The following is a 12,456-nucleotide window of genomic DNA, read 5'->3' as shown; positions in this document are numbered from 1 at the left end:
GGGCCGCAAGCTCGTCGGCGAGCGATCAAGCAGCGACTTCAGCGCGCCCCGGCGTCACGATAGAGGTCGAAATCGACGACGAAAAGAGCATTGACTAAGTTCACACTCTCAAGGCACGATCTCGAAAGCGTCACCCGTGCATAGTGCGTGACGTCGCTCCCGGAGAAGGGCAATTCGCACCATGGACATGCAAGTGGTCGACGTCTCGCCCCAGTTGGCGGCACAGTGGTTGACCCGCAACACCAACAACCGACCGCTCAGCAAGGGCACGGTGCAGCAACTGGCCGGCCAGATCCAGCGTGGTGAGTGGCAGTTGACTCACCAGGGCATCGCCTTCGACGAGGACGGTGTCCTGATCGACGGGCAACACCGTCTGGCGGCCATCGCCAAGGCGGGAGTCACCGTGCAACTGACCGTCGCGCGCGGCGTGCCGCGCACGGCGTTCACCGTGATGGACACAGGCCGCAAGCGCACCGGCCGCGACGCGCTCGCCCTCGCGGGTGAGGCCAACGCGACCCATCTGGCGGCCGCCCTGCGAGGACTGCACCTCTACCGGACCGCACCAAACTCCGCGTGGAGCGGCGGATCGTCGGTCACGAGCAACGACCAGCTCCTGGATGTGCTCGGCAAGCACCCCGGTGTCCGTGACGCCCTGCAGCACGGCATCGCCATGAACCGCGGATGCCGCATCACCGTCACGGCCGCGACGATCGGCTGGTACGTCACCACCGAGGCCCGGCCCGACATCGACCAGTCCGCCTGGGAGGAGGGGGTCGTCACCGGCGCCCGTCTGGAGCCGGGCGACCCGCGTCTCACGCTGCGCAACACCATGCTCAACCTGGCCCTGGGCAACGCACACCGGCGTCGCGACGACTCACGTGAGCACCTGCTCTACTACCTCAAGGCGTGGAACGCGTGGGTGGAGGGCCGCAGCATCAAGCTGCTGCGCCGCTCCCCCAACGAGACCATGCCCCGCGTCTCCAGTCGCTCGGCCCTGACATCGGCGGACAACAGCGCCTGAAGGGGCATAGATTCAGCGGACAGCCGCCCCTGGCGCGAGAAACACCGGGACATGGATGGGCCGGGCCTGTGGCACGCGACAGGGACACATGGGAAAGGAGGCGCATGCGCGCCCAGGAGATCACCTTCCTCAAGCTCGTCCAAGGTGACAAGCAGTTTCAGGTCCCGCTCTACCAGCGCACGTACAGCTGGGGCAGGGAACAGCTCCAGCGGCTGTGGGAGGACGTGGGGGAACTCGTCGAACAGCACCTGGCCGGTGAGGCGGCGGCGCCGCACTTCCTGGGTTCCGTGGTGCTCGCACCGGGCCAGATCCAGGCGGGCGGGGTGCAGAGATGGCTGGTGGTGGACGGGCAGCAGCGGCTGACCACTCTGATGCTGGCCTTCACAGCGCTGCGTGACCATCTGAAGGAGACGGGGGACGCGCGCGGCGTGGACCGGGTGCACCGCCAGATACTGGTCAACGAGTTCCACGAGGGTGCGGACCACTACCGCCTGCTGCCCACGCAGGCGGACCGCGAGGCGTACACCGCCTGCGTCCAGTCCCGGGCCGAGGCCGGCGGCAGCGACAACGTCGGGGCCGCCTACCGGTTCTTCCGCGGTGCGCTCGCCGAGGGTCATGAGGCGGGCGACGAGCGGTGGACCGCCACGGTCGAGACGGCTCTCAAGGATCTGCTGTCCATCGTGGAGATCACCGCCGAGTCCGGTGACAACGTCTACCGGATCTTCGAGTCGATCAACAACACGGGTGTCGGGCTCAGCCAGAGCGACCTGCTGCGCAACTACGTCTTCATGCTGCTGCCCAAGCGAGGCGAACGGATCTACCAGGAGCTGTGGCTGCCCATGCAGCAGAGCCTGGGACCGAAGAACCTCGAACTGCTCGTCTGGCTCGACCTGGTGGTGCGCGGCCACTACAAGACCAAGCAGAGCGAGATCTACCGGGAACAGCAGAAACGACTCCAGCCGCTGGCCGGCGACGAGGACGCGCTGCAGCGCGAGATCGAGCAGCTGGCCGAGCGCGCCGGGAGGTTCCTGCGCATCGTCGAGCCCGCCCGTGAGCAGTCCCCCGCCCTGCGCGCGGTCCTGGAGCGCCTGGCCTCCTGGGGTGGCCAGACGCACTACCCGCTCGCACTGCACCTGCTGGACCTGCTCGCGGCCGGCCGGACGACTCCGGACGACGCGGCGCAGGCGCTCGGCTACGTCGAGTCCTACCTGGTGCGACGCCTGATCTGCCAAACGCCGACGACCGGCCTCAACCGGATCTTCATGGAGGCGCCGAAGGAGCTGGAGACCGACCGGCCCGCCGCCGAGGCGGTACGGCGGTTCCTCTCCGGCCGTCGCCGTCGCTGGCCGAGCGACGAGGAACTGCGCGAGGCGATCCGCACCAAGCCGTTCTACTGGAGCGGCCGTCCTCCGCAGCGCAGTTACATCCTTCGCCGTCTGGAGGAGAGCTACCGTCCGTCCGAGCCGGTGGACTTCGCCAAGGCGTCCCTCAGCGTGGAGCACGTCCTGCCGCAGCGACCCGCTCCGGCGTGGTTCGACCTCCTCTCCAAGGAGACGGAACCGAACCAGACTCCGCAGGAACTGCACGACCTGCTGGTGCACACCCTCGGCAACCTCACGCTGACCGGCGACAACGGCAAGCTGTCCAACCACCCCTTCGAGCGCAAGCAGCAGATCCTCGACTCCAGCGCCCTGCGCATGAACCTCGAGATCGCCTCGGCGCAGCGCTGGGGCAAGGCGGAGATCCTGGCGCGTGCCGACGGCCTGTCCGAGCGCGCGGTGGACCTGTGGCCCGGGCCGATCGGCGGGGTCAAGCCGGTCGGTGAGGAGTCCCCGGGCTGGGCCGAGCTGCGGGCCGCGCTGGTGGCGATGCCGAGCGGCACGTGGACCACGTACGGCGACGTCGCCGAGCTGATCGGCAGCCACCCGGTGGCCGTCGGAGCGTACCTGGGCGGCAACTCGACGGTGATCGGCGCCTACCGAGTGCTCACCTCGGAAGGCAAGATCTCCCCTTCCTTCCGCTGGGCGGACGGTGACGACCGGCAGGCGCCGCAGGAGCTGCTGACGAGCGAGGGTGTGCGCTTCGACACCTGGGGCCGGGCGAACCGCTCGCAACGCCTGACCGCGGCGGAGCTGGCGACGCTGCTGGGCAAGGACGTGACTCAGCCCGCCGCGCACGATGCGCTCCCCGAGGGGGAGGACGCGGCGGCGGCCGAGCGCTTCCGCACCCAGTTGCAGGAGCACTGGCCGGACGCGCACCCCGGTGTCATGGGGGCGCTCGACTTCTGGCGCCGGCAGGGTGGTTACGTCAACTACGGCCGTCATGACGAGACCAGTTGTTTCCCGATGCTGGACGCAGGGACGAGCCGCAGCCCCCACCTGCTCTGGCCGGTCGCTATCTACCCGGTGAGCGGCACGGTCGAGGTGGTCTTCCAGCACCTGAAGTCCCGCACACCCTTCGACGACACCGAACAGCGCCGGGAGCTTCTGCACCGCCTGAACAAGATCGCGGGTGTCGACCTGCCCGAGGCGAAGCTGGAGCTGCGCCCGTCCTTCCCGGTGACGGTCTTCGCCGAGCACGGTGACGAGATCTGCGAGGTGCTGGACTGGTTCGTGGGGGTGGCGGCGCTGGATCTGGCGCGGCGGGACTGAGTGTGGTCGGGCACACCGGTAGGGGGTAATCGCTCGTGCGGTTGATGAACGACCTCGCGCTGGCCCGTAATGACGGGGCAGGCAAGGACAAGACAGGCACAACCTGTTCGGGCGTGCTCTCCCGGGCAAGCGCCATCGAATGGGAGCTGCGGCTCCCCGGACAGCCGGTGCTGACCGTGCATGACAACCATTGGGCGAATGGCGAGCGAGACATCGTGCTCTACAAGCCCACGGTCGTCCCGGAGATGCCCGCAGCCCTATCCAACCTGCACAACAGACTGCGCTCGGGGATCTGCACCACCGAGAGGCAGGGGGAGCTACGCATCATGGTGTTCCCCACCTACGTGGACAGGCAGGACAGACCACGAGTCAAGAAATCCCTCACGACAGCGGATCTCGCCGACCAGGTGGGGCTGACCCGGCTTCGCGAGCTGACCGCCCGGAAGGGCGTCAGCCTCGGGCCCGCCTTCGACCGCCCGAATCTGCCTCTGGTGGACCTCGACGATGCGCAGCACGAGAAGCCACTGCAGCACGCCTTGTTCTTTCCCGCAGCGGATGACGAGACACCTGTGGTGGCCTTCACCTACTTCAAGATCGTGCCCGTACTGCGGCACATCGACTGGCTGTCGCCGGACGACGGCTGAGGGAGGGATACCTGTGCCGGACGAGGCATGCAGGGGAACGGTGCACGGACTCAAGGGCCACACCGTCTGCTTCACGGGCCGGGTTCTCGTCGACGACGTGTGGACGGTCAGAGCCACCTGCGCCGAGAGAGCCGGGCAGCGAGGCGCGGTCCCCAAGACCGACTTCTCGCGGAAGGTCACCCTCGTCGTCTACGGCGATCTGGCCAGCAAGGTCGTGACGGACGACCGTCGCGCCTACAGCAGCACGCTCGTCGACGCCGAAGCCGAGCGCAACGGAGGCCGGCACGTCTGTGTCGTGGACGCGGACGGCTTCTCAAAGTTACTCAAGGGACGTGCCGCGCCGTGTCTGGAGCTGAGAAAGGCGGGTGCCGGACACATACGCCCCGTCGCAGCCGGTACGACCGAGGGCGGCGGCATTCTCGGCGGCCCTCTGCGCGTACGGCACACGGGCCGACGCCTGTCCGGTGATCTGACGCTGGACCTCAGCAGTCTCGACAAGGCGACGACCGCACACGAAGCGACAGTCGGTGCCCTCATCGCACACCTGTCGCGCCAGGGCGTCGAGGCACGTGCCCACGCTCCCGGCGCCCCCCAGTTCGACGCCGGATGGTCTCGCGGTGAAGAGGTGTTCGTCGCCGAGGTCAAGAGCCTGACCGGGGCACGTGAGGAACAGCAGATCCGCTTGGGCATCGGACAAGTCCTCGACTACGCCCACCAATTGCGGAGCCGGCACCCCCATGCCGTCCTACGTCCGGTCCTGGTCCTCGAGAGACCCCCGTCCGTGGTCCGCTGGGTCGCACTGGCCGGAAGTGTCGGTCTGCGGCTCGCCTGGGCACCAGACTTCGCCGACCTCTGACCGGCCGAGACCTCCCGCTATCGTCTGGTTGACGATAAGGGGGTCGTCGTGCCAAGCTGACGCCCCATCAACTCCACTGGCCGGTTGCCTTCTGGGCGCCTGCCGTGTGCCTCCGACCGTATGGAGTCCCATGTCCAGCACACACATACCGAACCCCAGCCTGGACGCTCGGGGCACCGATCGTGCCGCCGGGGTGCTGCTCGGCGCGGCCGTGGGCGACGCGCTGGGCGTACCGTACGAGTTCCAGGCGACGCTGCGCGCCGACCAGCAGCCGCAGATGATCGGCGGCGGCCTGGGGCCCTACGAGCCCGGCGAATACTCCGACGACACCCAGATGCAGGTGTGCATCGCCGAGGTGGCGGCGACCGGAGCCGATCTGCGCGGTACCGAGGCCCTCGACGCGATCGCGGCGAACTTCCGGCGCTGGCTGGCCGGGGGTGCCAGCGACGTCGGCAATCAGACCCGAGCCATCCTGTCGGCCGCCGGGCGGGCGACCGGTGCTGCGGGCGCGGTCATGCGGGGAGCGGCCCGCGACTACGCCGCCCGCCACCCTCAAAGCGCCGGCAACGGCTCGTTGATGCGGACCGGGATCGTTGCCCTCGCCCATCTCGGAGACGCGGAGGCGATGGCCGAGGCGGTCATCGCGGTCAGCTCGCTCACCCACCCGGACCCCGACTGCGCCGATGCCTGCGTGCTGTGGTGCTCCGGCATCCGTACCGCCGTGCTGGAGGGAACGTTGGACGGCGTACGCGCCGGCCTGGACCTGCTCCCCGCGGAGCGCCGGGGCCTGTGGGCGGAGCGGCTGGACGAGGCGGAGGCCCACGCTCCGCACCACTTCTCCTCCAACGGCTGGGTCGTCCACGCGCTTCAGGCCGCCTGGTCGGCGATCATTCGCACCCCGGTCCCCGAGCTGAACCCCGCCAAGGGCGGCTTCCCCGCCCAACACCTGCGGCTCGCCCTGGAGGCTGCGGTCCGGGCCGGGAACGACACCGACACCGTCGCGGCGATCGCCGGTGCCCTGCTCGGCGCACGCTGGGGCTGCTCCGCCGTCCCGCTGGAGTGGCAGCGGGACGTGCACGGCTGGCCCGGCCTCACCGGGGCCGAACTGGTCCGGTTGGCGGTGCTCACCGCCGGTGGCGGGAGCGGCGACGCCACAGGCTGGCCCTCCGCCGCGCGCATGCCTGTCTCGCCCTCCACCCCGCGCGGCTTCGCCGTCCCACATCCGCACGACGAAGGGGTGGTACTGGGCAATCTGGCCCTGGCCCAAGGTACGGAGGTGGTGCCGGTCGACGCCGTGGTCTCCCTGTGCCGCGTCGGTTCCGACCCGATCCTGGCCGGCGCCGACGTCGAGCACCTGCGGGTCTGGCTGGTGGACAGCCAGGGAGAGAACGCCAACCTCCACTACGTGCTGGACCAGGCCGCCCGTCAGCTGCTGCGGTTGCGTCAGGAGGGCAAGCGGGTCCTGCTTCACTGCCTCGCCGGGCAGAGCCGCACCCCGGCCGTCGCCGCGCTCTACAGCCACCTGGCCGCCGGCATCGACCCCAAGACCGCGCTGTCGGACCTGCGCGAAGTGCTGGTCCACGGCTGGCAGCTGTCGGCGCACCCCGAGCTGTACGACGCGGTGCTCGACCTGGCCGCAGGCAGCCGCTCGGGCGGCAGCCCTGCGCGGTTCCGGGAGAAGGACCGGACCATCGGCCGCGAGGAAGTGGAGGGCGCGGTCGGCGAGGGTGACCGGCCCGGGGAGTTCCTGAAGGAGAGGGGCGCGCTGTCCAGGGTGCGCGGGTTGCTGCTCGGTCTGGCGCTGGGGGACACGCTGGGCGCCGCTCAGGGCAAGCTGCCGGCCGATGGCCCCTTGCGGTCCGGGGTCAGCTCCCAGTTGGCCTGCTTTACCACCGAGGGCTTGATCCGTGCCTTCGTGCGCGGCGAGCACAAGGGCATCTGCGCTCCGGTCGGGGTGGTGTGGCACGCCTACTGCCGATGGGCGGCCTTGCAGGGGCTGAAGGCGAAGCGGTGGTCCTGGCGCGACGACAGGCCCGACGGCTGGCTCGCCCAGGTCCCTGTGCTGGCCGAGCGGCGCGGTTCGGCACCGGCGACGGTGGCCGCCCTGGCCAAGACGGAGCACGGCATGGTGGAGAGGCCCACGGCCAGCCGCGGCTGCCACGCCCTCACCCGTACCCTGCCCGTCGCCGTGGCCATCGCGGGAACCGACCGAGCGTACTGGGCAGGACAGGGCCGCCTGTTCGCCGCCCTCACCCATGGCGACCCCGCCGCGCACTCCGCGGCGGCCCACGCGGCCGTGCTGGCCGCCCACTGCCTGACCGCGGCCGGCGAGCGGCCACAGGTGCGGCAGGCACTGACGGACGGCCTCCTCGCCCTCACCCGCGCCGACGAGGCTCCGACCACCGCTGAACTCGAGCAGCTTGAAGCGGCACTCAGGCAGGCGGATGACCACCCCGCGGACCCGGGACGGCTCGCGCGGCTCGCACCGGACGCCACGGCACCCTCGGCACTGCTCGGCGGTCTGTATGCCGCCGCTTCCTTCCCCGACCGAGGCGAGCTGAACGCCGCGCTGCGCTTCGCCGCCGGAGCTCCGGACGGCGACTCGGTCGCCTGCGTGGCCGGGGCGCTGCTCGGAGCGCTGCACGGCGCGGAGGCGCTGCCCGTCGATCTGGTCAGCCGCCATGAACTGGCCTGGGTCCTCGACACCCTGGCCCACGACCTTGTCGCCCAGATCACCGACTCCCCCAGCGGCGGCGAGTACACCGCCGGCTGGGACCCGCACTGGTGGGACCGCTACCCCGGGTGGTGACCAGCGGCCCTATCGAGGGCGCTCCGGTCGTCCGAGGGCACGAGAGCGGCAGCCGCGGTGCGCAGCAGGCGGACGAGTTCAGATGTGTCGGCCGCGGGGTCGTGCGCGTACAGGAGGTTGCTGGCGAGCATGGCCCGTTCCGCGGTCGTGCCTTGCAGAAAGTCCGCCGAGCCGGCCAGCCGCTCCGCCCAGGCCGGAACGGCGGCCCTCCATTGCACCCGTTGCTGCTCGAGAGCGAGTTCGGCCCGCCTGGCCCGCGCCTTGGTGAGGGCGCGCCGGATGTAGACGGACTGCACGGGGCAGTCGGAGCCGAACATGCTGCGGGCGAGGTCCCTGCCCCGACGATCCTGAGCCGCGGGCGTCCGAGCCGCCAGGTACTGCTCGTCGTTCAGCAGGGCCTTGCGCAGCTCCTTCCCCCACCGCTTGAGGTGGGGAAAGCAGGCCTGTTCTTCCCGTACGGCCCTGATGTCCCGCTCCCACGCCTTCAGCCGGCGACCGAGTTCCTCCGCCCAGTCGGCCTGGATCTGGTGACGATGCACCTGGTGGCAAGAGCGGAACAGTGCGGTGAAGCCGCTCAGTTCGTCATCGCGCCGTGCCGCCTCCGCCCGCACATGCTTCAGACCGCGCAGACCGGGATGCTTCAGGTCGCGTGCTCCGTCAAGGCGCCTGGCCCAGCCGCCGTGATACCGCTCGATCAGGACTTGGTCAGGCCGCTGGTCAGCGACCTCCAGCAAGAACAATTCGCGGTCGTTCCAGTCGACGATCGATGTGCGAGCGCCTTCCGGAGCCCGGCCCGGTCCGCCGGGGCGGAGCTCCGCGATGACCTCGATGCCGGGCCGGTCGCGGCCTGCGCGGACAGCCGCCGGGTCGTCCAGCAGAGCGTGCAGCCCGGCGAGCAGCAGGTCAAGTTTCTCCGCCACCGACCGCTGGTCCTCGAGCCATTCCAGGGCGCGATCGCTGGCCTGCACCTGGACGCTGAAGCTGCCGTCGCTGCCGAGGAAGTCGGATCCCGGAATGCATCCGTAGGCGGCGAGTTCTTCGGTCGCCGCCTTGATGACGCAGGCGTCCCGGTCCGCCGGAGAACCGGCCACAGCCGGTACGGGCAGGGAGAAGGTCAGAGTGTCCACGTAGGTGGCGTTGCCCGGCAGCCCCAGATCGTCGTACAACTCGATGGTGTACTCACCTGGGCCGACGCTGCCGATGTAGGCACTCACCCAGCCATAGACGCGACAGCCGCCGTCGCTCTCGTCGTACTCTTCTCCGTCACCATCGTCATCCCCTGCGCCCATGGGACCCTCCACGGAGTCCATCGCCCAGGCCTTCCACGCCTCATCCGGATCGCCACCCGCGGCCTCCAGCCAGCCGTTGGGGTCAGCCAGCCCGTGATGGACGGCAGCGGAGGCAAAGGGGACGGCGTCACGGGCACGGGTTCCGACGATGTCCGGGTCGATGCCCGCACGAACCAGGGTGTCTGCGTCTTCAAGACTGCACCCCAACTCGAGGAATCTCACTCTGGCGGCGTCGTTCCCACCCATGCCCAAGCCCTCCCACTCTGCCGATGCGGACGACCTGATCGGTCGCCCGATGATCGGGTAGCCCGCCACCCCCATGAGGCAACCGTTGTCAAAGGCCATCAGTATGGGCTGTCGTGCGCTGAGTTCACAACGATTTTCCACCTGAATCGACACTCAGGCTGTCCGTCGGCGCGCGGGAGGCATAGGCTCGCCCAGCAGCACATGGCCGACGGGGAGGGGACCGCCCATGCGGAAGGGCAGCCACGCATACGAGCAGGCGCTGGACGCTCCGGTCGGGATTCTGCGGGAGCGAGCGCGTCAGGGGGCGGAACCCTTGCAGTACGGGCAAGTGAGCAACGAACTCCAGCGGCTCGGTCATCAGGTGGCGGCCCACGAGGAGCCGATGCCTCACCTGTTGGAAGACGCCTGCGCTCGCGAGAATGCGGATGGTTCGTTGCCCATGTTGTCGGCGCTGGTGGTGCGGCAGGAGACGCGCATGCCGTCCGGCGGCTTCTTCAAACTGGCCCGCCGTGCTCCGTACCGACGCACTGGCGACGACGTGGAGCTCTGGGTCGACGAGCTGAGGGCCCTCGCGGCGCACCACGCCCGCCGTTGATGCCTCACCGCGTCAGCACACAGAAGCATTACAGCCCTGCCTGCTCACCGTGGCCGACCTGTTGCGCCGGTGAGACTGCTCCCGCTGTGCTCGCCGCGTCTTCGGACCTCCCAATTCCCCTGACTTGCCATCAGTACGCGTGCCTGCTGGGGCAGATGAACAATTCAAGGAAGCATGCGTGAGCGAGAACGGCTCCGGCGGAAGAGTCCAGCCCGCCCGCCCCGGTGATCCCACCCGCATAGGCCCGTACCGCATCGTCGGCCGGCTCGGCGCCGGAGGCATGGGCACCGTCCACGCCGGAGTCACCTCCGACGGAATGCGGGTGGCGGTAAAGGTGGTCCACCCCGAGCACGCCCAGGACCCCGAGTTCCGGGCCCGGTTCAGGCGTGAGGTGCAACTGTCCTCCCGGGTCACCGGGCCGCACCTCGTCCCGCTGCTCGCCGCAGATCCGGACGCGCCGACGCCGTGGCTGGCCACCGCCTACGTGCCCGGGCCGACGCTGAACCAGCACGTGAGCGCGCACGGGCCCCTCTACGAAGGAAGCCTGTACGCTTTCGCCGCCGCCACGGCACAGGCGCTGGCCGCCATTCACGCCGCGGGAGTGGTGCACCGCGACGTGAAGCCGCAGAACGTCCTCCTCACGCCCTCCGGGACCCGTGTGCTGGACTTCGGCATCGCCCACGCCGCCGACGGAACCAGTGTCACCCGGACCGGGGTGATGACCGGCACCCCTGGTTGGATCAGCCCCGAGCAGTACCGTCAGGGCACCGCTGGTCCGGCCGGCGACGTGTTCGCCTGGGGAGCGCTCGTGGCCTACGCGGCCACCGGGCGGCTGCCGTTCGGGGCGGGCGCACCCGACGTGGTGGCCTTTCGGGTGATGTCGGGTGAGGCGGATCTGGACGGCGTCCCCACCGCCCTGCGCGGGATCGTGGAGAAGGCTCTGTCCCAGGAACCCGGTGACCGCCCGTCGGCCGCCGAAGCCGCCCGTGAGTGCGCGGTCCGGCTGGCCTCCGAGGCGACCCAGGTGGGGAGCATCGGCCCGGCACCGGCGACGGCCGTGGACATGGTGTCGGCGGTGTGGGACGTGCCGGCCGGGGATGATCCGTCATGGCACCTGACCGCGGGCCGGAAGCAGCCGAAGAAGCGGCTGGTCGGCGGCCTGGTCCTCGCGGCGGGCGTCATCGGCGGCCTGGCCGGAGGAGTGGCTGCGCTGATGCCCCGGGACACGGGGACCGACACGCACGCATCGTCGTCGGCCTCGGCCTCGTCGTCCTCCTCGGCCGGATCCGCGCGACCGTCTGCGAAGACGGTGAAGGGCGGCGCGGCGGAGAATCAGCGGACCGCGAGCGGCGACTCGGCGACCGCGGAGAGCTGGAGCCAGGCGCGGGGGGCTCAGGGCGCGGGCGAGCACGACGTGGCGCGCGCGGTCCTGCACGACGAGGGTGTCGTCGCCCAGGAGCTGAGCGACGGCGCCAGCTTCTCCCCGGAAGCCGTCCGGTTCCACGAGTCGCGTCGGGAGGTCTACCTCTCCTACACGCTCAGCTCCGACGAGCAGGGCGCGATGTACGCGGAGACGGAGATCGCCAGGAACATGTGTCTGACGGCGCGGGATGTCGTACTCCGTCTGCACCCGGATCTTCCGTACCGCCGTTACGTGATGGTGAAGGAGGAACCGGGCCAGGACCCCGAGGTCACCTGGCAGGACGACTTCGTCACCAACTCCAACTGCCAGGTGGCGGCCGACGACGGCACCGGTCAGAACCCGGACGGCAACGCGCAGGACTGGACACCGGACGAGGACGGCCTAGGCCAGGCGATGATCCCCAGCACCGACGGCGACGAGATCCGGGTCGCCGACCACCTCACCCGGAGGATCATCCAGCGGAGCAACTCCATGCGCCAGGACCTCGGCACCGACCGCGTACTCGGCAACGCGGAGATCAAAGTGGGCTTCGACCCCGGCAACTCGGTGATGTACGTCTGGTCGGACTACGCACCGTGGAACGAGGGCAAGGCCGAGTCTTGGGCGGCCATGACCGCCGGCGAGGCGTGCCGGGCTCTCGTGGCCCAGCGGGAGAGCGCGGGTGGCGCGTGGCCGTACTCGCGCTACGCCGTGGCGCAGATCGGCGGGAACCACTACCTGATGATGCGTTGGGGCAACGCCACCACACGGGCCGCCTGCCCTGACTGAGCGAAGATGCCGAACCGAGATCGGCGCTCGGCGTTGCAGAGGGCCGCGGTCCGTCCATGAGGACGGCGCCGCGAAGTTGGCATGCTTACGCCTCTAGAAGGAGCATGGGATGGTTCAACTCTGCCAGTCAGGGACGCTGACGGAGTATATGAGC

At 69.9% G+C, this 12,456-nt stretch carries 8 protein-coding genes; 7 read left to right on the top strand and 1 reads right to left on the bottom strand.

Features of this window, described 5'->3' with window-relative positions:
- Nucleotides 1-181: 181 nt before the first annotated feature.
- From ACFY0K_RS23005 to ACFY0K_RS22985, 5 genes are all read left to right on the top strand, one after another.
- Complete coding sequence (locus ACFY0K_RS23005; RefSeq protein ID WP_351959268.1) at nt 182-1,021, top strand: hypothetical protein; 840 nt, start codon at nt 182-184, stop codon at nt 1,019-1,021.
- Nucleotides 1,022-1,125: 104 nt separating this feature from the next.
- Nucleotides 1,126-3,672 (top strand): DUF262 domain-containing protein, encoded by a 2,547-nt coding sequence (locus ACFY0K_RS23000; protein WP_390641421.1) that lies wholly within the window; start codon nt 1,126-1,128, stop codon nt 3,670-3,672.
- Between the two features lie 44 nt (nt 3,673-3,716).
- Nucleotides 3,717-4,316, top strand: coding sequence for a hypothetical protein (locus ACFY0K_RS22995; RefSeq protein ID WP_390641420.1), 600 nt, complete (start codon nt 3,717-3,719; stop codon nt 4,314-4,316).
- A 40-nt stretch (nt 4,317-4,356) separates the two neighbouring features.
- Nucleotides 4,357-5,172 carry a hypothetical protein gene (locus ACFY0K_RS22990; RefSeq protein ID WP_390641419.1) on the top strand — a complete coding sequence of 272 codons (816 nt, stop codon included), beginning with the start codon at nt 4,357-4,359 and terminating at the stop codon, nt 5,170-5,172.
- Nucleotides 5,173-5,302: 130 nt separating this feature from the next.
- Nucleotides 5,303-7,981 (top strand): ADP-ribosylglycohydrolase family protein, encoded by a 2,679-nt coding sequence (locus ACFY0K_RS22985; protein WP_351959264.1) that lies wholly within the window; start codon nt 5,303-5,305, stop codon nt 7,979-7,981.
- On the opposite strand, the gene ACFY0K_RS22980 is transcribed toward ACFY0K_RS22985, so the two are convergent.
- Nucleotides 7,966-9,669, bottom strand: a complete 1,704-nt coding sequence (locus ACFY0K_RS22980; RefSeq protein WP_390641418.1) for a hypothetical protein — start codon at nt 9,667-9,669, stop codon at nt 7,966-7,968. The genes ACFY0K_RS22985 and ACFY0K_RS22980 overlap by 16 nt on opposite strands.
- 73 nt (nt 9,670-9,742) lie before the next feature.
- Between ACFY0K_RS22980 and ACFY0K_RS22975 the strand changes: the two genes are divergently transcribed.
- Entirely contained in the window at nt 9,743-10,111 is a 369-nt protein-coding gene (locus ACFY0K_RS22975; protein ID WP_390641417.1) for a hypothetical protein, read from the top strand.
- 178 nt (nt 10,112-10,289) lie between these two features.
- A complete protein-coding gene (locus ACFY0K_RS22970) occupies nt 10,290-12,302 on the top strand; it encodes a serine/threonine-protein kinase (protein WP_351959261.1) in 2,013 nt (670 codons plus the stop codon).
- Nucleotides 12,303-12,456: the final 154 nt, after the last annotated feature.

This window comes from Streptomyces sp. NPDC001507 (genome assembly GCF_042894765.1).
Lineage (GTDB): Bacteria > Actinomycetota > Actinomycetes > Streptomycetales > Streptomycetaceae > Streptomyces.
This window is presented reverse-complemented; position numbering and strand designations above follow the sequence as displayed.

Excerpts from the sequence above, each read along its gene's own strand:
- ACFY0K_RS23005 (WP_351959268.1), top strand. The coding sequence starts at position 182 with ATGGACATGCAAGTGGTCGACGTCTCGCCCCAGTTGGCGGCACAGTGG.
- ACFY0K_RS23000 (WP_390641421.1), top strand. The coding sequence starts at position 1,126 with ATGCGCGCCCAGGAGATCACCTTCCTCAAGCTCGTCCAAGGTGACAAG.
- ACFY0K_RS22995 (WP_390641420.1), top strand. The coding sequence starts at position 3,717 with ATGAACGACCTCGCGCTGGCCCGTAATGACGGGGCAGGCAAGGACAAG.
- ACFY0K_RS22985 (WP_351959264.1), top strand. The coding sequence starts at position 5,303 with ATGTCCAGCACACACATACCGAACCCCAGCCTGGACGCTCGGGGCACC.
- ACFY0K_RS22975 (WP_390641417.1), top strand. The coding sequence starts at position 9,743 with ATGCGGAAGGGCAGCCACGCATACGAGCAGGCGCTGGACGCTCCGGTC.